We start from the raw sequence: 21845 nt of genomic DNA, 5'->3' as shown, positions 1-21845 counted from the left end.
GTATATCCTTTTCATCTTATTTAGATATGAAGACAACCTTATCTGTATTAATGATTGTCACACTCACGGTAATATCTAATTCAACGCTGTAGGTCTTTCTTTCTCGCGGCAGGAAAAAGAATAAAAACTTTTCATTTTTTACTGATAATTCTGCTTTTAAGACTTTTACGTCTTGTGGTTCAATCCGCAGCAAAATATTTTGTGTCGACTTCAACACGGTATTCTGGACATTACCGAGTGCATTAGCGAAAGCTTTACCTTTAGTATCGCCTTTACCTTTGACTTGCACCTGAGTGGTATATTGCTCTTTCATTACGGCTGACCATATTTCTTGATATAGGCTTCCACTAACTTTTGCCCTAATTCTTCTTTATCCATAAATCCGAAGCCTAAAACCTTGCAGCCTTCATTTATTGCCGTCACACCTTCTTCCACTGAACGCATGCCGTATTTTGCTTTGTAGCCATATTTATTTTGTGCCGTAATAGCACCTGCACCGCCACTACCACAGAATGAAATACCGAAATCTGCTTTTTCGCTATTCATCACATCACCCAATTTCATATCTGCAGCCACTCCGGGAATAACCACCACGCGGCCACCAGCTAATTCAACGCCTTGCCCGACTTTCTGGCCTTTTCCTAAACGGTCGCCAATCACAACAGTAATTTGACTCATAGTATTTTCTCCAGAACAGGTTTTTATGAATTATTATCTTTCGCTACTTCAAAATGCACTGACAACAAATAAGCTTCTTCAATGGGTAAATTAGGAAATTCATCGACCACTTTCTGAGCCATTTTCATCGAATGTGCTGAAATCTCATCAAATAATGATTTATCGACTTCAGGTAGTGGCTCGCCCGTTATTGAGCGCAATACCATAGCCCGAATATGTGATGTCAACATTTGCTGTTGAACAGCATTGGTAAAAATATTTTCGGCATTTAACATCGCGGTAATTTCACCTAATACCCGCTCAGTGATGATAATGGCCTCTTTCATTCCAGGGTCTTCGGCTGCATTCAATGCGGCTACATCATTCACGCTGGCAATCCTCTATTCCTTACTGCTACAACTTTCTGACTGCAAAGATAAGTTCAGTTATTTATTCGTCATCCCTTGCCTCTGCGCTATAACATCACCCTACCTGCAAGCGGAATGGGTGTGTAGCGGCATTTTTTCCAGTTCAAAGTGGAAATGTAATGGACCGACGGGATCACTTTCGCAAAATACGCCGTTACATCCCTAACTTAATCATTAACAACAAAATAACTTGCTATGTAATCGAGAAATAGAAATAGACGGTGGAAAAAAGTTCGTGATCCGGATCTCTTTCTTTTCTCGCCGGAAGCGCCTAATATCAGAGTAATATTAAGCTATTTTCGAACACCCCCTCTCCTATGGCGTGGGGGTGTTGTTTTTATGTTTTGTTGAAATTGAATTGGAGAGTGGTATGACCAAGCCAACCATCACGATTAACGAGCTGGATGCTGAACGTTTGGATGCGTTACTGGCGCAACCGGCCTTTGCCGGTTCAGTGGTCGCAACAGCGCTCAATGAAGAACTGGATCGGGCAGAAATCCTGCCACCTAATGCTATCCCGGCAGATGTCGTGACCATGAACAGTCGCGTACGTTTTCGCGATCTGAACAGCCAGGAAGAACATATCCGCACATTGGTTTATCCGGCGTCGCTGAAAGACAGCAACGAGCAGCTCTCCGTCATGGCACCATTAGGTGCGGCATTGCTGGGGTTGCATGTGAATAACGAAATTAGTTGGAAATTACCGGGTGGGGATGAAGCCCGCATTATCGTGCTGGAATTGCTTTACCAGCCAGAAGCCGCCGGTGAATATCACCGCTAATTGGTGTCATGAGGGTAACGACCTAAGGCCATTACCCTCTTTCCCTGATCAGCGGTACTTTTTGTGGTAAGTATCGCGCGTCGGTTTAAAGTCTTGTGCCGCTTTTTTAGCCTCATCTAACTTACCTTGATCGGCCAATGCCAGCGCACCATCAATCTGCCCGATCAATAAATCTAAACCGTGGCGGAAATCTTTCACTTCGGGACTATCTTCAGCTTTGTCTTTCAACTTGGTCGGAATCCCTTTCTGTGCATCTTGCGCGGCTACCCGCATCGCCTGTAAACCTTGTTTAATCACATCGGTAGAGTCGGCCTTCAGCACTTTGCCGTAATTCTCGGCAATGGTATCCATGTTATCTGCCACGCTGGCCGCCATCGCCATGCTGCTGGCACACAGCAATGCCGCGGCCATCAAGCTCATTATTTTCTTATTCATGCTCACATTCCTTATAATTATTGTTAAATCACGGCACATTACTATTACATTGCTCATACATAACATAGGCAATGCAGGAGCAATCTGACAATGATTTTTTGTAATCAGTTAAGAAATGGGATGGGGTGGGATTCAGACCAAAAAAAAGCTGGCAACAGAGGCCAGCTTTAGATTTACAGCAATAATCTATTACTCGCCCGCAATCTTCATGGCTGGTAATAAAATAGAGCCGCACTGAATGTTACTGCGGGTTTCAATATCGCTGCCGACACTCACGATATTGCGCAGCATGTCTTTCAGATTACCGGCGATAGTTATCTCACTGACCGGATATTGAATCTCGCCGTTTTCAACCCAGAAACCGGCTGCACCACGGGAATAATCACCGGTCACGGTGCTAACCCCTTGCCCCATCAGCTCCGTCACCACCAAACCTTTGTCCAGTTGCTTGAGCATCCCGGCAAAATCCTGCCCCTGCCCAGCAATACGCCAGTTATGAATGCCCCCCGCATGGCCGGTACTTTGCAGCCCCAACTTCCGGGCCGAATAGCTGGTCAACAGATAGGTTTGCAGCACCCCGTCCTTGACGATTTCGCGTTGTAACGTGCGCACGCCTTCACTGTCAAAGGGAGTCGAAGCCAAGCCACGCAGTAAATGTGGGTGTTCTTCAATGGTTAGCCACTCCGGCAAAATCTGCTTGCCAAGGTGGTCGAGTAAGAAAGTGGATTTACGATAAATATTGCCGCCGCTGATGGCCGAAACCAAGTGACCAAACAGACCGGTGGCAACTTCTGCGGCAAACAGCACCGGCGACTGCATAGTCGGCAGTTTACGAGGTGACAAACGGGATAAAGTTCGGCGGGCGCACTCTTCGCCGATCCATTCCGGGTTAGCTAAATCTTCCATTCGCCGGCCAATGGTATAGGCGTAATCCCGCTCCATATCACCATTGTGCTCAGCAATCACACTGCTGGAGAGTGAATGACGGCTTGAGCAGTAGCTCTGTAACATCCCGTGGTTATTACCGAACACCCTGATGCCATAATGGCTATTAAAACTTCCCCCCTCGGTATTGGTAATCCGCTTGTCAGCCTGTAATGCCGCTTGCTCTGCTCGGGCGGCCAACAAGATACCTTGCTCTGCATCTAAATCGCTCGGATGGAACAAATCCAGATCCGGTGCTTCAAAAGCCAGTAGCGATTTTTCCGCCGGGCCAGCATAAGGATCCGGTGAGGTATAGCGGGCGATATCCAGTGCAGCCTGCACCGTACGGGCAACCGCATCTGGATTTAAGTCAGTGGTGGAGGCACTACCCTTACGCTGTTGGTGATAAACCGTGATCCCCAGCGCGCCATCGCTGTTGAATTCCACGTTTTCCACTTCACCAAAGCGGGTGCTGACACTGATTCCGGTGGTTTTGCTTACGGCAACTTCGGCCGCATCAGAACCCGCACGGGCTAGCTCTAAAGCCTGTGCAACTGCTTGTTCCAGCGTTTTACGCTGTTCTGCAACTTGAGTGACTACTTTCATCAGTCTGCCATAATTAATGAGATAATCGTTCAGGAAAGTGTCGTAATACGACGACTTACACGGATAAAATAGAGAATGCCTTAATTCTGAGTTTATCAGAGATCTTGGTACAATTTCGCAGAAAGCCAACAGCCTGCTACAATTAGCCTCTTTTTAAGGAATTTGACCATGAACAAACAGCCCGAAGACTGGCTAGATGAAGTCCCAGAAGATAAAAATGACGATGATGAAGAAATTATCTGGGTCAGTAAAAGTGAAATTAAACGTGACGCGGAAGCGCTGAAAGATCTCGGCACCGAACTGGTTGAGTTGGGTAAAAATGCGCTAGAGAAGATCTCGTTGGATGAAGATCTGCTGGCTGCCGTTGAATTGGCACAGAAAATCAAGAAAGAAGGCCGTCGCCGTCAGATCCAGTTAATTGGTAAAATGCTGCGCGCCCGTGATGTAGAACCGATTCAAACTGCATTGGATAAACTGAAAAATCGCCATAACCAGCAAGTCTCGCTGTTCCATAAGCTGGAATTACTGCGCGACCGTTTGGTTGAAGAGGGTGATGATGTCATCCCGACCGTGTTGGAATTGTATCCAGATGCTGATCGCCAACAGCTGCGTAGCTTGGTGCGTAATGCTCAGAAAGAGAAAGCCACCAACAAGCCGCCAAAATCATTCCGCCAGATTTTCCAGTATCTGCGTGAATTGGCTGAGAAACAGTAATCATCGGGCGGGGCCGGGTCTAACCCGGCTTCCGACTCAAAGGGGCCAGTTCAAGTTATATTGAAACGCAGGCTCCCCGCCAGCTCCTCTTCCGCCTCTTCGAACAATAAAACGATTGCCCCAAAACGGCGTTTCCGGCGGTGATTGAAATGAATAAATTCAATCTCTACCGGTAAAGCTATCTCGCCGGTTACCACATCCCACAGCGCATCCAGATTGGCACCAAAACTTTCGCTCAACGCAAATTTTTCGGAAAATGCGCGATAAAAAGCAGGAAGATCAGGTATATGGTCAAAATCGAATACCACTTTTACCATCTTTTCACTCCATCCGAATGAAATGCTTGTAGTGATCCTGAGTCAGATAAATCAGGCCGTCATTAGAGTAAAGTAACCGATCTGTACCACGATGCCCGCAACGATAATTTACATCGGCCTCACGCCAGTTGCGGCCTTTGGCATCGGGCAGTTGGCGTTCACGGTTAGAAAAACGATCGCCACCAATAGCCTTACCCGGCAATACCTTACACAAATTGCCGTCTTTGGGATTCCAGCCTTTTTCACGTGCCTGTTGCTTGGTAATATAAAAATCCGGCAGGCGGTGATGGGCTTGCAAGTATTTGACCACCTGCTGGTGCTGAGTTAATTGCTCAATAGATGCCGGGGCCGATAACCGCGGGCGCTCAAGATCCGGTGCCTGGCCGATAGCACGCACAGTGACGCCGTCAATACTTTGCCATGCTGCCACGGCCAGCAGCAATAACGCCCCGAGAATGGCTATAAATCGTTTATTCATGGCGCTCCTTACCCTTTAGGCTCCCAATAACAGTTTTGCTGCTCATCGCGATAAACCACGACCACTTTTATTCACCAATCCAATTTATAAATTACCCAGATGCAGGGTTTTGACTTCCATAAACTCATCCAACCCCAGTACTGAACCTTCACGCCCCAGGCCAGACTCTTTAACACCACCGAAAGGCGCTAACTCGGTTGAAACCGAGCTTTCGTTCACACCAATCATACCGCTTTCCAGCGCGTCTGAAACCCGGAATACCCGTTGCAAGTTCTGAGTATAGAAATAAGCCGCCAACCCGAATGGCGTGTTATTCGCCCGCTGAATGACTTCCTCTTCCGTTTTAAAACGGAAACACGCTGCCAGCGGGCCAAAAGTCTCTTCAGAGGCCACTTTCATCTGCTCTGTAGCATCCGCAATCACCGTCGGCTGGAAGAAATTACCGCCCAGTTCATGGCGGTGACCCCCAGCCAATAATCGCCCGCCTTTTTCAAGCGCGTCTTTGACGTGATCTTCCACCTTTTCCAACCCTGCGAGATTAATTAGCGGCCCCATATTGACGTTTTTATCCATGCCGTTGCCCACTTTCAGTTTCTTAACTTCAGCAGCCAGCCGATTAACAAACTCGTCATAGACGCCATCCTGAATATAGAAGCGGTTAACGCAAACACAGACTTGCCCGGCATTGCGGAATTTACAGGCCATGGCACCCGCGATGGCAGCATCCAAATCGGCATCATCAAATACGATATACGGCGCATTCCCACCCAGTTCCATGGAGATTTTCTTCATGGTAGCAGCGGCATTGCGCATCAGCGTTTTGCCGACTTCGGTCGAGCCAGTAAAGGAGATTTTGCGCACTTCAGGGCTGGCCATGATGGCATCACTGATAGCATGGGTATCACCGGCGACACCATTCAACACACCGGCTGGCACCCCCGCCTGCTCGGCCAGCGCCAGCAAAGCAAAAGCGGATAACGGCGTATTATTGGCCGGTTTAATCAGCCCAGTACAACCGGCCGCCAGTGCTGGCCCCAGTTTGCGAGTGAGCATCGCCAGTGGGAAGTTCCACGGCGTGATAGCAGCAACTACACCGACCGGCTCACGGGTCGCCAGAATGCGGGCACCTTCTTTGGCGGGCGGGATGATTTCGCCATTGGCACGTTTAGCCTGCTCACTAAACCATTGAATAAAGCTGGCGGCATAAGCAACCTCGCCCAGGGCTTCTTTCAATGGTTTACCTTGCTCAGAAACCATTATCTCGGCCAATGATTGCTGGTGCTCCAATATCAGCAGATACCAACGTTGTAAAATTTCTGCACGCTGTTTAGCGGGGGTTTTGCGCCAGGCAGGGAAAGCTTCGCTGGCGGCTTTAATCGCGGCTTCTGTTTCCTGTTTACCCGATTTAGCGACTTTTGCGACTAACTCGCCGGTAGCAGGGTTACGGACGTCGAAAGTATCCTGCGCTTGATGCCAAGAACCGCCGACAAAATAGCCGATATGATAAACACCGTCGCTGTGTCGTTGCGCTTGTAATGGATTGCTTGATGAGTTGCTCGATGGATTTTGTGCTGACATCTTGTCGACCTCCTGAGGGAAATAATGCCCTCATCAGTGGAGGGCGAGGAAGGATAGTTCCATTAAGTATATACCCAAAGTCATTGGAATTACCGGTAGGCAGCCAGCGAGCGCACCCCGATGAGCTGACCCATGTCAGTGATTCGGGTAAGTGAACGCCGCTAACAACCCGGTGGTTTCAAGGACGAAGGGTATGGTTAGATAAGCGCACTCTGATACTTGTGCAGCATATCAGCCAGCCGTTTTACTGGGCGGGTGACAGAATCAGGCGATTGATAATCCACTAATTTTTGCTGATATTGGTCTAATTCTTGTAATAGCCGGGCAAAATAATAGCGCCGTTTCTGCGAGTTTTTGGCATTAATAACGCGATCCGCGGTATAGCGGATTTGCTTATGAAAAGCACTCAATTCGGCATTAACCGGGACTTCGGTTTTATTGAGCCGCTGATGAGCAATTATCAGGGTCAAAGCCAGCCGATACTTGTCGATATCACCGGGAAACATCATCAAAAGTTGATTCAACTGCTGATATAGCGCCGGTAAATGGTTTTCATTGCGGCGCGCTTTATTGGTGGTTAGGGCAGATACCGCACTGTAAACAAAGCGATTTAATAAGGTTCGGCCAGTTCTGTCCTTGGCATTATCGCGGATTAGCAACAACACAATCAGGGAAACAAAACACCCGACAATTTGGCCTAATGCACTGTCGAGAAACAAACTGACATTAAATTGCATTGGATTACTCAACACCATAATGTTGATAGTACTGGCTAACGTCCCCAATGAGCCCAAGCGCCGCTTTTGCACTTCAATACCAATAATAAATGCCAGTAACCCTAAACTGATGCACAACAGCAACATACTTTGCTGAGTCGCGGGGATGATAAACATAAAGTAAAGTGCCCCGATAGGCAGCGCCATAATCACCCCCAGCAGAAAATCGAGCGCTACCATGCGCGGGTTAGGGGTTCGCATCGCCAGCGAAGTGACCACCGCAATCATCACCATACAGCCCGCCCCCGATGTCCAGCCCGTCCATAGCCAGAATAACCCACCAATCGCCGTCGCCACGCCGGTTCGCAAGCCATTAATCATTGCGTGGTGCCCCTCGGCTGAGACATGTTTCACCGGCACCACGCCAGCCAGAATCTCTTCTTCTACCCGGCTTATGCTGCTGTTGGTATGAATCCCTTTTGACAATAATAAATAGCGGGTTGCCGCACCGACCCAACTACTGATGGTATGTGGAATTGCTTCACTGTGGCTGGCCCCCATAAATTGGCGCAGTTTTTTCATTTGTTGATGAATTTCAGTCGGTGTTTGCGCCGGTTCGCTCAACATTGCTTTCAGTTCAGCGCTTAAGATATCGGGGTGATTAGCCAGCACCAGATAGGTTTCACACGCCTGAGTTATCAAGGTTAATGATTCGGTATGTAATACCTGTAAACGGCGATTACAGCGCTGCCAACGGGAAGACTCCATCATCAGATAGCTGCGCATCCCATTGAGCGCAGTGGTATTTTTAACTAAATCACTCCAGGCGCGGTCAATATCCGTTTTTTCTGCCGGGCGAATACACAGTTGCAAAAGCTGATATTGATCGACTAAGACTTTATCGACTAGCCGATCGATATCTTGCTTAATGGATCGCGGGGAAAACAGTAGATCCGCCATCACGGCGCAGACGATCCCCAACACAATCTCGCTACAGCGCTCAACGGCAAATTGTGGCGTCAATAAAGGGGTTTCACCGGTCGTCACAATGATGATAAGTGCAGTATAACCTGCTAGACCAAAGGCATAGGAGTTCTCGACGCGAACCAATGATGAAATCCAGGTACACACCCCAGCCCATAAACAGCAAAGCATTAAGGTCAACACCGGCGCTCTGATGGTCAGAACAATAATAATCAAACCACCAATACAGCCGATGAATGTCCCGATGATGCGCAGCCAGCCACGATGGCGGATTGCACCGGAAAAAGGTTCGCCACCGGCCGCAAAAGCCGGGCCAGCGGCTACAATTGCCGCCGTTAATACTGACCAGCGCGGTGTTTCCAATTGCAGATGAAAACCGAGAAACAGCGCCGCTACAATGGCAAAACTGAGCTTGAAAGCAAAGCGTAGGCGGATAAAGGCCGGGTTACTCATCTTAGCCAAACTCGCGTAGGCGATGCATCAATTTCACTATTGGCGATGCTTGATTAGGGTCGCGATCATTCGCTCCGGTGATGACCACAGTCGCAGTAGTCCCTGCCGGATAGGGATGCTGCTGATCTTCACTATCCAGGCGGATCTTCACCGGCACGCGCTGCGCCAACCGTACCCATTCGAGATTATTATCAATGGTGGCCAGCCCTTTGCTGTCTGCGCTGCTGCTACTGTTGGTCACCCCCGCTGAGATGCTGTCGACGGTGCCGTGCAGGATGCGGTTGCTGCCGAGCGGCGTGATTTCTGCCCGATACCCCGGTTTAACCCCTTCCAACTTGGTCTCTTCCAGATAAGCCAAGATATAGAAAGTGTCTTTCTTCACTAATGCCACGGCGGTAGCCCCGCGATTAATAAATTCTCCGGCATGGACATTCAGGTTGGTGACCCAGCCTTCAGCGGGTGCACGCACGGTGGTTCGCGCCAGATCAAGTTGAGCTAAATCGCGCACCGCAATAGCTTTTGCCAATTGATGGCGGACGGTTTGCAGCACATTGCTGGATTGATCAATTTCTTCTTGTGATAGTGCTTGAACCCCCAAACGTTGGCGTCTGCCGGATTCCCGCTGTTTCTCAGCAGCCAGTGTTTGGTAATAAGCAACATCGGCCTCGGCTTCAGCCAACGCTTGCTGATAGCGCGGCTGATCAATGACAAACAGGATTTGGCCTTTCTGCACCAGTTGGTTGTCTTTGACCGGCACATCAGTGATTAACCCACTGACATCTGGCGCAATCGCGACCACATCTGCGGTAAATTTCGCATCACGCGTCCACGGCGATTCGGTATAAAAAGCCCAGACTTTAAAAACAGCGATAACAGCCAGTAAAACCACCAATAAGGTGATGCCGATGCGGATTATTTTTAATACAAAAGTACTCACGGCGACCTCAGGAAGAAAGACGAGAAATTAAGTAAAAAAGGCAGCAATACAACGCGGTATTAAAGAGTGCCGGATGCCAAACAAACTCATAAATACCAGTGGGTTGTAGTAATCTACGCACCACAAAAAAAAGTGCCAGTGAAAGAAGCAGTTCAAGAAATATCGGTGGGAAAGACAGACCGAAAATCACCATCACCGGAAGCAAACTCATTCTTTAAATCCTTTCTGTTATTGGGTACCGGTGCCTCCACCTGAGTGAATAATCAGGCCGGTAATGAAACTCATCCAATCATTACAACCCCAGCTAAAAGCAAGAACCATAAGCCCACCATATAGGTTAAACTTAAATAACGAGTATATACCCTAAATAATTCGAGTTGCAGGAAGGCGGCAACTGAGCCACAAATCGGTCGGGAACCGATTTGAACAGCATTTATGCTAGCCCGCAGGGTGAGCCTCAAGGATGAGGCTCATTAATTCCCGAGAGCTTACATCAGTAAGTGACTGGGGTGAGTGATGACAGCCAACGCTCATGCAGCTTGAAGTATGACGGGTATAACTGTTGTTTGAATAAGGCGAGGTCATACTCCGGCTACGTGGTTTTCAACCTTGAGGCGGTTCTCCCGAGAGCAGTATATTAGCCTGCTTATTATCAACTTATCTACAATGTGTGATCTAAATCACTTTTAAGCCAGAGTTAACAATCACTGTGAAACACTCACTGTAAAAACAATCCATCCGGAGGGACTGTGGAAAGATTAAAACGGATGTCAGTATTCGCCAAGGTTGTCGAGTGCGGTTCCTTTACCGGTGCAGCACGGCAGTTAGAAATGAGCGTGTCGTCAATCAGCCAGACCGTGTCAAAACTGGAAACAGAGCTAAATGTTAAGTTGCTTAACCGCAGCACACGCCGTATTGGCCTGACAGAAGCGGGGCGGATTTATTATCAGGGCTGCCGGCGCATGTTGCAGGAAGTGCAGGAAGTCCATGAACAACTGTATGCCTTTAACAACACGCCAACCGGTACACTGCGCATCGGCTGTTCATCCACGATGGCACAAAATGTGCTAGCAACCATGACGGCTGAAATGCTGACAGAGTACCCCGGTTTGTCGGTCAATCTGGTCACCGGAATTCCAGCACCGGACTTGATTACCGATGGTTTAGATGTGGTGATCCGCGTAGGAGCACTACAAGATTCTGGGCTATTTTCGCGCCGCCTCGGCTCCATGCCGATGGTGGTCTGTGCAGCTAAAAGCTATTTATCGCAGCACGGCACACCGGAAAAACCCAGTGATATGACCCATTTTTCCTGGCTGGAATACAGCGTTCGACCAGACAGCAATTTTGAATTAATTGCGCCAGAAGGAATTACCACACAAATATCCCCGCAAGGGCGCTTTGTCACCAATGACTCACAGACCATGATCCGCTGGCTCAAGGCGGGGGCGGGGATTGCCTATGCCCCACTTATGTGGGTAATAGAAGAAATTAAACGTGGTGAAGTCGAAGTGCTGTTTAAAAAGTACCATTCAGATCCTCGGCCGGTATATGCGCTATATACCGAGAAAGATAAAATGCCACTCAAAGTCCAAGTTTGTATTGATTATTTAACCGAGTATTTTAAGCGAGTCGCTGATATATACCACAGTTATCGCTAGATAATTAGCTGGTATATATCTATAAATAACGCGATTTAGCGAGGAAACTCTCAATTTAATTGAGAATAATCCGATCTACTCAAGTTGACTGAGTTCGCCCAAGCGCTTCCAATATCTGAATATAGACTAAAAACTCTATATAGCGTTGTATACATAGCACATTTAAAACTATTTACCCGAGTGACTGGGGAATAAAATCAATGGATAAAAGAAGTTTAAATCAATAAATGTCTATTTTACATACGACATCACGAGCACTATATTAAAACGATCGCTCCGGCGGTCATAATATGTCAGCCACTAATACTTTCCCCAACAATATGGGAAAGTATTAGTGATAAATAAAAACTCTACGCCGTGCCACCCACGGTTAAATTATCCAGTTTCAGAGTCGGTTGACCGACTCCCACTGGTAGGCTTTGCCCCTCTTTGCCACACACTCCGACGCCTTTATCCAGCGCCAGATCGTTACCGACCATGGAAATCTGCTGCATAGCTTCAATGCCGGAGCCAATCAAGGTCGCGCCTTTCACCGCGTGGGTGATTTTGCCTTTCTCAATTAAGTAAGCTTCGGAAGTTGAGAACACAAATTTGCCGGAGGTGATATCCACCTGACCACCACCAAAGTTAGGTGCATACAGGCCATATTCCACACTGGCAATGATCTCTTCCGGTGTTGATTTGCCCGCCAACATATAAGTATTGGTCATGCGCGGCATTGGCAAGTGCGCATAGGATTCACGGCGGCCGTTACCGGTCGGCGCAACCCCCATCAGGCGTGCGTTCAGCTTATCCTGCATATAACCTTTCAGAATACCGTTTTCAATCAGTACGTTGTACTGGCCCGGCACCCCTTCATCATCAATAGCTAATGAGCCACGGCGACCTTGCATGGTGCCATCATCCACCACAGTACAGAGTTCTGAAGCCACCAATTTACCCATTTGGCCGCTAAATACGGAGCTGCCACGACGGTTAAAATCACCTTCCAACCCGTGACCTACCGCCTCATGCAGTAATACACCCGGCCAGCCTGCACCTAATACTACCGGCATAGCACCGGCAGGAGCGGCAACAGCAGACAGATTCACCAGTGCCATTCTGACCGCTTCATTGGCAAAATTATCAGCCCGCACTTCGCCATCAACGGTTTCCAGGAAGTAGTCATAGCCGAAACGGCCACCGCCACCACTGGCACCGCGTTCGCGTTTGCCGTTATCTTCCACCAATACGCTAACTGACAGCCGCACCAGAGGGCGTACATCCGCCGCCAGCGTACCGTCGGTAGCCGCCACCAGGATTTGCTCATACACGCCAGTCAGACTGGCACTCACTTCCTGCACTCGTTTGTCCGCAGCACGCGCCACTTTATCGACCCGGTGCAACAAAGCGATTTTGTCTTCCCGTGACAAACTTTGCAGCGGGTCGAGCAGCGGATAGAGCGCCTGATGGGAAATCTCACCCAAGGTATGCACTTTGCCATTGCCGGTATCACGCACGATACTGCGTGCCGCATGGGCACTTTGCTGTAAGGCATTCAGGGTGATTTGGTCGGCATAGGCAAAACCGGTTTTTTCACCGCTGACTGCTCGCACGCCAACACCCTGATCAATATTGTAAGAGCCATCTTTGATGATGCTGTCTTCCAACACCCAGGCCTCGTGATAGCTGGACTGGAAATACAGGTCAGCGTAATCGAGGCGGCGTTCAGCCAACTGCCCCAATACTGAGAACAAGTCCTGATGGTTCAGCTTGTTAGCAGCGAGTAACTGCTCACTGACAAACGAGAGGCTCATAATTTTCACTCTTTATTTAGATGATTGTTTTGAATCAGATAATGGCGGCACCAGCGACGACACAAAGCGATTGTGCTGCAATACCGGCATCTGATTACGAATAGTTTTCAAACCTGTGGTGTCGATTTTGACTTTTAAAGCAGCAACCGCATCTGGATTCTGCCCAATGATTTTACCCCAAGCATCGACCGCCATGGTGTGGCCCCAGGTACGGCGGGTCGCGCCATGACGCCCTACCTGTGCTGCGGCCAGTATTACACACTGGTTTTCAATCGCCCGTGCGCGCAATAAAATTTCCCAATGCGCTTCACCGGTAACTTTGGTAAAGGCCGCCGGGACTGAAATAATCTCAGCGCCCTGTGCCCGTAAAGCTTGGAACAAGCCGGGGAAACGCAAATCATAGCAAACCGTCATACCCAAGCGGCCCACCGGCGTATCCACCACCGTCAGTTGTTGGCCCGGTTGATAGGTATCTGACTCACGATAACGGCCATGAATATCTTTTATATCCACATCAAACATATGTATTTTGTCATAGCGCGCTTTCAGCTCGCCTTGGTCGTCAAACAGCAAGCTGCTGGTGGTGATAAGATCCGGTGACTCGCGGCTTATCATCGGCATGGATCCCACTTGGATCCAGACACCATATTTGCGGGCCATCTCGCGTACTTCTTGCTGTAATGGCCCGTCATTATGTTGTTCGGCGTGGTGACGATAGGAAGCTGCATTGGCAAATAGCAATGCATTTTCTGGCGTCATAACCAGTTGAATGCCTGAGTTTAACTGTTTGATCTGCTGCTCAATTTGAGCCAGATTGTCACGGGTATTTTCACCGCTGCATAGCTGTAATAATGCAACATTGGCATTTTTCATGGCGCCTTACTCTCCTTTAGTTGGCGTAATACTTCATGGATGGTCGGTTGATCCAAACTGCCAGTAATCTGGTAGCGAATCAGCGAAACCTTGCTCCATAAAGGCCCTAAAATCTTCGAGGCCGCAAATACTGCTGCCCCGACCACTGGGTTAATTGCAAAAGCAGTTGCAACACCGACAGTGGCAGAAATCTCTGGCGTAATAACCGCTTCCATGGCTATCTGGCGTTTCGCCAAATCGACATTACCGCTCATGGCAATATCAGCCGCTAGCCCATCAACGACTAAATCATTGGTGTGCATCACGCCATTTTTGATATTGGCGGTGGCGCGAATAGAATCAAACGCGAAGTCACGACTAAACGTATCACTAAAATCGAGCTGGAGCTTACGCAATAGTGCGTCAAAACTGACCAGCCGCAATAGTTGGCCCGCCCGCCCGCCACCGAGATCAGTCAGTAACCCTCTACCCAATTTACCCCTTAATGTACCATTGAGGGTATTTATCTGTGGTTGCCACGGAACACCATGCCAATTGACATCAGCATTGATATCAAACGAAGCATCTTTCATGGGTGTCGTCAGGCCAAAGAATGAGATGGTTTCATCGATTTTTGGCCCGGTCAGTGCCACATTGAGCTCGGTTTTATCACTGTCACCCTCTTGTTGCCATTGCCCGGTAATTTTCGCCCGCCCATTACCCGCCTCAATAAGGCCATTGGTCAGCGCCAGAATATTGCCTTTTGGGGTCAAATCCGCATTAACCCGCCCAATATTCTGCCCCAGGACCCAACAGGATTTACAACGCAATTGTAGGGCTGGCCAGCCATGGAACGAAATTTTACTGGGGCCTTGTGGCTCCTGCAATGCCGCTTGCGCCAGTGGGGATTTGTCTGCACTGGCCGCCCATTGCGGGTTGTAATAAAGATAATCAAAGTTGGCATTCCATGGCCCAAACTCAGCCATCAGCAAACTTCCATCCACTTCCTGACCTTTCGCCGTGACTTTGGTTCCCGCGGGCAGCGGCTCGACCATTAAGGCCAAATCATGCCAAGCTTGCCCACCGATCAACAGCTGCGGGGTCTGTAATATCAGCCGCTTAGGGAGAATGATATTGGATTCACCGCCTTTTAGGGTCGGTTGAGCAGATGAAGCAAAAGGCGCACTGACGGCCGCAAACTCAGACCCGAGCAAGGCCAGCCAGCGCTCGCCATCCAGATTAGGTAACTTGAGCACTAAACCTTTATCATCCGGCAACAGCGGCGTTTTTTTGCTGCCGGTCTGCCAGATAGCTCGTGCCAACTCCACTTGCTGCTTTTGCATTAGCCATTGGCTATTAAAGGCATTATTACCGCCCGCACTGCCCGATAAGGTGAAACTCTCGAGCCCACCGGCCACCTGTACCTGGAGCGGTAAAGATTGACCACTTGATTTATCTAGCGGTGACGGTAAGTGACTGCTTACTTTCTTGAGGTCGGCAGTGACATCAATCTTATAATCTGGTTTACCGTGTTTGGGTAATTGTACCGCAACTTTGCCTTGCCAACTGGCGCTGCCATTCAGCAATGTCGCCACATCGGCGGGTACCCCCGGTAATTTAGCCGGTAACCAGTCACCATGTAGCCCAACATTGACCAAAAAGTTTTTTGGCTGCTCTTCAGTAGTAAAATCAACGGTTAACGGTTGCCCAAACCAGTTGGCTGATAAGGTGTCACTCTCAAGATTGCCATCATTGAAGCGGAATTTTCCGCTGATATTCTCCAATTGGCTTTGCAGCGGCTTTACCAACAAGCTGTTATTTTTCAGTGTCACTTCACCGCTGGCATGGGTAATGCGGTTTTCTTCCAAGGGGATATCGAGATGTAAGCGCCCACTTACATTGCCTCCGACCTGCAATTCTTGCAATGTTTCCGCCACTGAATCTTTAAGGGGGGTGCCAGTAAAGTAGTCATGGACAGCGCGCCCTTCACCAACGACTTCAGCATCGACATACAGTTTTTCTTTCAGGTAATCGGGAATGATGGCGCTGATATTGCTGCCGGTAACCTTACCCAGCATGGCGTGAGGCGCGTTCATCCATAGACCTTCATTGAGGAAATTGAGGTCAATGGCTAAATTGTCCAACGCAGGCCAATCGGGCTGGAACTGGAAGGTGGCGTTACGCAGTGGAACATAAACCTGGAACTGGCCTTCTTTATGTTTATAAGGGAAATCATGGGGATTGCCGTTGTAAATCAGCGTGGCATTATCCACCTGCCCACCCTGTAGCGCCTCAGTCAGATAATCGGCCAGTTTCTCGCCCATTAACGGCACCGGGAAATAGCGCCAGGCATCAGTAGCATCATACAGGCGGATACCGCTCAGAATCTTGAGCCACGGCTGGCCACCATCTGGCTGCATATAGCGGAAACTGCCATTGCCCCATAATGATTTAGCCCGAACATCCAGTTGATCACTCCATAACTCCCAGCCCTTATCATCAACTTGCCAGTTCACTGCGCCACTGGCTTGGCTCACCTCCAGTGGTGCGCGGAACATATCGCCATAAGGTAATGTACTGTTTTTTAAGTTGATATCCAGCCGCCCAAGTTCGGCAGAGCCACTGAGTGCACCGGCAAAATTATTTACCCCCGGCAACATATCCCAATGCTGCCAACTGATATCGTGCCATTTGGCCTGAAAACGGGTCTTTTGCGGCTGGCTGATGGGAATATCCAATGCCAGCGCATCGATAATCCCTTGTGGCTGCAAATCCGCTAAGTGATTCATTAACTCAGGAGTAAAAAGTGACAATGTGGGCAATATCGGCCCCACTCGCTCTAGCTGAATATTCGTGGCACGAATTCGTAATTCTTGAGATTGGTCTGGCCCAATAAATTGGGTATTTTCCGGCAACCACAGCGCAGATAAATGCCCTTTTGGCCAAGATTGGCCGTCAGTTTTGAGGTTCAATTCCGGCGCATCAATTTGCCAGCCATTGCCCTGTCGGCAGCCTTCCAGCACAAAATCATCCACCGCAAGTTGGTGGGATTCGCTCCCCACCGTCCAATTGGCCTGCCCCTGGCTGAGCAGCACATTGCCACTGTAGATTTCGCCACTTTTGATACTCAACCAGGCCGCCAGACTGAACTCGGCACTGTCTAACCCAGTATTATTATGCAGCCAACGGCTAATCCAAGGTTTTAAATCAATATTATCGGCCTGCATATAAACAGTGCCATTGCTCAAAATCCCCTGATTATCATGCAGATCCATCCGCACCATCAACACGCCGTGCTGACCATTGATAGTCGACAGACTGATTTGCCCCTCAGCGCGATGCCGACTTGGGGAGTTAAGCCAGGTCAACTGTGGGATCTCTAATTCGGCGCGAGGGCCTGATGGGGTAAGGAATGAAACACGGCTGTTGCGCAGATCAAAATGATCTAATTGGCGTAAGAAGATATCAGTGAGCGTGCTGGCTTCAAAGTTGTTGCCATTGTTCTGCTGCCGATCCAACGTGGTGTTGAGATCCAGCTGCAATTGATAGAAAGTCATATCACGGAATTGCCAGCGCCAATGCAGCAATGATTGCCATACATCAAGCGCAAGGGTCACCCGTTGCACCTGCCAATTGGCTTGCGGCAATGTCGCACGAATATCACGCATTTCCAACGTCGGACCAAAGGTTTCCCACGTCCCTTGCATGAACCCCACTTCCAGTGGAATGCCACTAATGGACTGAATTTTGGCCACGATTTGCGGACGATAATCGTTGATGTGAGGCAGCATCATGCGTAGCCCACTGACCAACAGCGCCACCACAACAATTATTGTGGCGCCTGTCGCAAACATTATCCTGGGCAGTCGCCTCACACTTCTCTCCTTGCTATCCGCCGCACAAGTGGCCGCGGCTCCCGATAGAACCTATACACACAGGCCGGGAGGTGCTTACATCATCACCACATCAAACTGTTCTTGATTATACAGTGGCTCAATCTGGACTTTCACTTGCTTACCGACGAAGATTTCCACTTCAGCCAGCGCATGAGACTCTTCGCCTTTCAGCGCTTCGCCCACTGCCGGAGATGCATAAACCAGGAAGCGGTCGGAATCATAAGCATGGTGAACACGGACAATCTCGCGCAAGATTTCATAACACACGGTTTCCACTGATTTGACCGTGCCACGGCCACGGCAGGTCGGGCACTCATTGCACAGCACATGCTCGATGCTCTCCCGCGTGCGTTTACGGGTCATTTCAACTAAGCCTAGCTGAGAGAAACCGTTAATACTGGTTTTTACCCGATCTTTACTCAGCGCTTGCTCCAGTGAATGCAAAACACGCCGACGATGTTCTTCATTACTCATATCAATGAAATCAATAATGATAATCCCCCCCAGATTGCGCATCCGCAACTGGCGGGCGATAGCTTGAGTGGCCTCAATATTGGTGTTGAAGATAGTTTCGTCAAGATTACGATGACCGACAAATGCACCGGTGTTGATATCCACGGTGGTCATGGCTTCTGTCTGGTCAATAATCAGGTAACCACCTGATTTTAATTCAACTTTGCGTTCTAAAGAGCGCTGTATTTCATTTTCGACATCGTAGAGATCAAAAATGGGTTGTTTGCCCGCATACAACTCCAGTTTCTCAGTCATTTCTGGAATATATTCACGGGTAAACTCCACCAGCAAATCGTAAGTCAATTTGGAGTCAACACGGATTTTATCCAACGCAGCGCCGGCAAAGTCACGGAGCACCCGCTGCGCCAGTGCCATTTCACCATACAGCTTATATTTGGTGATATTGCGTTTTTTACGTTCCTGAACTTTCGTCCATAAGCGTTTAAGGAAGGCGGCATCAGCGGCCAACTCTTCTTCACCAATCCCCTCCGCGGCGGTACGGATAATAAAACCACCTTGCTCATCGCAATACTCTGCCACGGTTTTTTTCAGGCGTTCGCGTTCAACTTCACTTTCAATACGCTGGGAAACACCAACATGGGCAGCCCCTGGCATTAACACCAGATAGCGAGAAGGTAGCGTGATATCAGTGGTTAAACGTGCGCCTTTGGTGCCAAGCGGATCTTTCACCACCTGCACCATTAAATCCTGCCCCTGGCGAACCAGTTCAGCGATATCGCGCACATTGAAGTTTTTCTGCTCATCCCCAGCCACGCATTCGGTGTGGGGCATGATATCGGAAGCATGAAGGAAAGCGGCTTTATCCAACCCTATATCGACAAAAGCCGCCTGCATACCCGGTAACACCCGGCTAACACGGCCTTTGTAGATATTGCCGACGATGCCTCTTTTAGCTTCGCGCTCAATGTGAATTTCTTGCAGGATGCCACCATCAATGTAGGCAACCCGCGTTTCAGACGGTGTGATATTGACCAGTAATTCAGCTGTCATGACTTCCTCTCACATTACGCAGCGCAATGAAATGACTTAGTAATTCATGGGTTTCAACTAACGGCAGCCCCATCACCGCATGATAACTGCCGGTAATAGTTCTGACGAAACAACCACCTTTCCCCTGAATACCGTAAGCGCCCGCTTTGTCCATGGGTTCACCGGTAGCAATATAGTCACTGATTTCCAACTGGGATAACACGCGGAATGTCACATCTGTTACCACCATGGTAGATAACACGTCTTGTTTATCAGCCAGTGATACCGCAGTGATCACTTGATGCTGCTGCCCGGACAGCGCACTGAGTATTTCTTGCGCATGGGCTTTATCTCGAGGTTTTTCTAATACTTGCCCATTTAACACCACAATGGTATCTGCTCCAAGAACCGGCAGATCCCGTGGAGCGACCATCACCCCTGCTCGTGCTTTGTCCTGTGCCAAACGCTGGACATATTCTTGCGCACTTTCCTCCAGTCTACGCTGCTCTTCAACTTCCGTTTTTAGCACCTCAAAAGGAACATCAAGCAGGGTTAGTAATTCACGGCGACGCGGAGAACCAGAGGCGAGATACAGGGCGGTCATGAGTCTTAAATCCTTATTGCACCGTAAATCGACGGCGAATTTTACGCATTAACAAAAATAGCCACGGCCACAGAATACCGTTGACCACACTACTCCAGAAGACTTCGGGGCGGAATGAGACATTACTGACTAAAAACTCAGACCAAAACACGACAACATCCATTGTCAATGACAGCAACATCACAATGAGCGCCTGTTGCCACAGCGCCATATTGCGAAATAGCTGAAACTTAAACGCAACCAAATAAGCAATAATACTGAGCGCCAGCGCCCGCACCCCGAGAGTTGAACCCAAAATAAGGTCCATAATCAGCCCGAGAATAAAACCCGTTCCCACATTCACACGGTGCGGTAAGGCCATCACCCAATAAATTAAGACTAATGCTAACCACGAAGGCCGGAACATATAAATTTGTTCGGGCCACGGCATAATTTGCAGCACCATCGCAATCAGGAAAGATAACCAGATAACCCAACGCCCATTGCTGCTATAGCGGTTCATGGCGATACTCCCGGAGCAGTCACGGCTGTTGGTGTCGTGTTTGCAGGCGGTGCCGGAGGGCCCATCTCATCGGCGGCAGGCAATACTTGCGACATCATGGGAGCCAAACGTTCATTTGCAACCCGGCGAACTTCATCAGGTGGTAGTGGAATATCGCCATTGCGATCTGCGCCCCACAATAACAGCAGGTAACGTAAACGTTGCAAATCGGCGGTCGGACGCGCCTGAATCACCGTATATGCACGTTGGTTATCCACTTTGACTGAAGAAACCACGGCTACCGGATAACCCTCTGGGAAACGCCCACCCAAACCGGAGGTCACTAATACATCACCAACACGAATATCTGTATTGCTAGGTAAGTGCTCTAATAATAAGTCATCGGTGCAACCGCTACCGGCGGCAATCACCCGAATATCATTTCGCAGGACCTGAATAGGAAGAGCATGGGAGGTATCACAAATCAATAAGACGCGGCTGGTTAATTTACTGACCGCAACAACCTGGCCCACGACACCCCGGTCACTAATAACCGGCTGGCCTTCATACACGCCATTGTTAGAGCCTTTGTCGATAACCACTTGGTCACTATAAGGATCTGTCCCGCTGGACATCACCTGTGTCACCATTTTTTGTTCATCCTGACGCAGTGGAGAACCAAGCAATTCACGTAACCGATTGTTTTCTTGCTTAAATTGCCCAAGCAACTGTAGATCAGTATTTTTCAGCAATAGCTCTTGGCGTAGCGCACGGTTCTCCAGCTCTAACTGCTTATGGGTAGCTAGAGTTTCAGAAACGTTGTCGAGAACTTTACGTGGCCCATTGGCCAGAAAATAGAAAGGGCTAACGGCGGTGTCCATGTAGGTACGTATTTTAACAAATGTACCTAATCGGCTATCCGCAATAACCAAAACAATGGCTGCAAGAACGGCAAAGAACAACCGCAGTTGCAGGGATGGACCCCGGCTAAAAATCGGCTTCATAAATTATGCGTATTCCTTGGCGGCATGAAGGAAGAAGCGC

Annotated in this window: 21 protein-coding genes; 3 read left to right on the top strand and 18 right to left on the bottom strand. The window is 49.0% G+C overall.

Annotated elements, in window-relative coordinates:
- Positions 1–16: 16 nt before the first annotated feature.
- Genes DX162_RS08115 through DX162_RS08105 form a run of 3 tightly spaced genes read right to left on the bottom strand, consistent with a single transcriptional unit; the run spans position 17 to position 1046 of the window.
- Positions 17–313, bottom strand: a complete 297-nt coding sequence (locus DX162_RS08115) for a DUF4312 family protein (protein ID WP_005174302.1) — start codon at positions 311–313, stop codon at positions 17–19.
- Positions 313–678 carry a glycine-rich SFCGS family protein gene (locus DX162_RS08110; protein ID WP_004392359.1) on the bottom strand — a complete coding sequence of 122 codons (366 nt, stop codon included), beginning with the start codon at positions 676–678 and terminating at the stop codon, positions 313–315. Before DX162_RS08110 ends, DX162_RS08115 begins: the two co-directional genes overlap by 1 nt.
- Positions 679–701: 23 nt before the next feature.
- Positions 702–1046, bottom strand: a complete 345-nt coding sequence (locus tag DX162_RS08105) for a glycine dehydrogenase (RefSeq protein WP_004392360.1) — start codon at positions 1044–1046, stop codon at positions 702–704.
- A gap of 409 nt (positions 1047–1455) precedes the next feature.
- On the opposite strand from DX162_RS08105, the gene rnk reads away from it, so the two are divergent.
- Positions 1456–1866: a nucleoside diphosphate kinase regulator gene (rnk, locus tag DX162_RS08100; RefSeq protein WP_032820775.1), complete on the top strand. Its 411-nt coding sequence runs from the start codon at positions 1456–1458 to the stop codon at positions 1864–1866.
- A gap of 48 nt (positions 1867–1914) precedes the next feature.
- Here the strand turns inward: rnk and cybC are convergent, their stop codons facing one another.
- Together cybC and pmbA are read right to left on the bottom strand one after the other, a co-directional pair.
- Positions 1915–2301: a cytochrome b562 gene (gene cybC, locus DX162_RS08095; RefSeq protein WP_004392362.1), complete on the bottom strand. Its 387-nt coding sequence runs from the start codon at positions 2299–2301 to the stop codon at positions 1915–1917.
- Between the two features lie 189 nt (positions 2302–2490).
- Complete coding sequence (gene pmbA, locus DX162_RS08090) at positions 2491–3831, bottom strand: metalloprotease PmbA (protein ID WP_098081067.1); 1341 nt, start codon at positions 3829–3831, stop codon at positions 2491–2493.
- A gap of 168 nt (positions 3832–3999) precedes the next feature.
- Here pmbA and yjgA point away from each other — a divergent pair, with 168 nt between their 5' ends.
- Positions 4000–4545: a ribosome biogenesis factor YjgA gene (yjgA, locus tag DX162_RS08085; RefSeq protein WP_004392365.1), complete on the top strand. Its 546-nt coding sequence runs from the start codon at positions 4000–4002 to the stop codon at positions 4543–4545.
- A gap of 50 nt (positions 4546–4595) precedes the next feature.
- Here the strand turns inward: yjgA and DX162_RS08080 are convergent, their stop codons facing one another.
- From DX162_RS08080 to aaeX, 6 genes are all read right to left on the bottom strand, one after another.
- Positions 4596–4862, bottom strand: coding sequence for a barstar family protein (locus DX162_RS08080; protein WP_004392366.1), 267 nt, complete (start codon positions 4860–4862; stop codon positions 4596–4598).
- Between the two features lie 4 nt (positions 4863–4866).
- A complete protein-coding gene (locus tag DX162_RS08075; RefSeq protein ID WP_004392367.1) occupies positions 4867–5340 on the bottom strand; it encodes a ribonuclease in 474 nt (157 codons plus the stop codon).
- Positions 5341–5424: 84 nt separating this feature from the next.
- A complete protein-coding gene (locus DX162_RS08070) occupies positions 5425–6918 on the bottom strand; it encodes an NAD-dependent succinate-semialdehyde dehydrogenase (RefSeq protein WP_004392368.1) in 1494 nt (497 codons plus the stop codon).
- A 197-nt stretch (positions 6919–7115) separates the two neighbouring features.
- Positions 7116–9071, bottom strand: a complete 1956-nt coding sequence (gene aaeB, locus DX162_RS08065; protein WP_004392369.1) for a p-hydroxybenzoic acid efflux pump subunit AaeB — start codon at positions 9069–9071, stop codon at positions 7116–7118.
- A gap of 1 nt (position 9072) precedes the next feature.
- Entirely contained in the window at positions 9073–10008 is a 936-nt protein-coding gene (gene aaeA / locus DX162_RS08060; protein WP_004392370.1) for a p-hydroxybenzoic acid efflux pump subunit AaeA, read from the bottom strand.
- A 7-nt stretch (positions 10009–10015) separates the two neighbouring features.
- Entirely contained in the window at positions 10016–10219 is a 204-nt protein-coding gene (aaeX, locus tag DX162_RS08055) for a p-hydroxybenzoic acid efflux pump operon protein AaeX (RefSeq protein WP_005163197.1), read from the bottom strand.
- A 538-nt stretch (positions 10220–10757) separates the two neighbouring features.
- Between aaeX and aaeR the strand changes: the two genes are divergently transcribed.
- The gene (aaeR, locus tag DX162_RS08050) at positions 10758–11669 is read left to right on the top strand and encodes an HTH-type transcriptional activator AaeR (RefSeq protein ID WP_032820763.1); all 912 of its coding nucleotides are present in this window, start codon (positions 10758–10760) and stop codon (positions 11667–11669) included.
- 350 nt (positions 11670–12019) lie between these two features.
- Here the strand turns inward: aaeR and tldD are convergent, their stop codons facing one another.
- From tldD to mreC, 7 genes are all read right to left on the bottom strand, one after another.
- Positions 12020–13465, bottom strand: a complete 1446-nt coding sequence (gene tldD, locus DX162_RS08045) for a metalloprotease TldD (RefSeq protein ID WP_032820764.1) — start codon at positions 13463–13465, stop codon at positions 12020–12022.
- Between the two features lie 12 nt (positions 13466–13477).
- The gene (nit1, locus tag DX162_RS08040; protein WP_032820765.1) at positions 13478–14338 is read right to left on the bottom strand and encodes a deaminated glutathione amidase; all 861 of its coding nucleotides are present in this window, start codon (positions 14336–14338) and stop codon (positions 13478–13480) included.
- Positions 14335–18192 carry an AsmA2 domain-containing protein YhdP gene (gene yhdP / locus DX162_RS08035; RefSeq protein WP_098081063.1) on the bottom strand — a complete coding sequence of 1286 codons (3858 nt, stop codon included), beginning with the start codon at positions 18190–18192 and terminating at the stop codon, positions 14335–14337. The genes nit1 and yhdP overlap by 4 nt, the downstream gene beginning before the upstream one ends.
- 75 nt (positions 18193–18267) lie before the next feature.
- Positions 18268–19737, bottom strand: a complete 1470-nt coding sequence (gene rng / locus DX162_RS08030) for a ribonuclease G (protein WP_032820766.1) — start codon at positions 19735–19737, stop codon at positions 18268–18270.
- Entirely contained in the window at positions 19727–20320 is a 594-nt protein-coding gene (locus tag DX162_RS08025; RefSeq protein WP_004392378.1) for a Maf family protein, read from the bottom strand. The genes rng and DX162_RS08025 overlap by 11 nt, the downstream gene beginning before the upstream one ends.
- Before the next feature lie 13 nt (positions 20321–20333).
- The gene (mreD, locus tag DX162_RS08020; protein ID WP_032820767.1) at positions 20334–20822 is read right to left on the bottom strand and encodes a rod shape-determining protein MreD; all 489 of its coding nucleotides are present in this window, start codon (positions 20820–20822) and stop codon (positions 20334–20336) included.
- Positions 20819–21805: a rod shape-determining protein MreC gene (gene mreC, locus DX162_RS08015; protein WP_004392380.1), complete on the bottom strand. Its 987-nt coding sequence runs from the start codon at positions 21803–21805 to the stop codon at positions 20819–20821. Before mreC ends, mreD begins: the two co-directional genes overlap by 4 nt.
- Positions 21806–21845: the final 40 nt, after the last annotated feature.

Origin of the sequence: Yersinia kristensenii (assembly GCF_900460525.1) — a bacterium.
Classification (GTDB): domain Bacteria; phylum Pseudomonadota; class Gammaproteobacteria; order Enterobacterales; family Enterobacteriaceae; genus Yersinia; species Yersinia kristensenii.
Note: the sequence above shows the minus strand (reverse complement) of the source record. Positions and strands in the feature narration are given on the sequence as shown.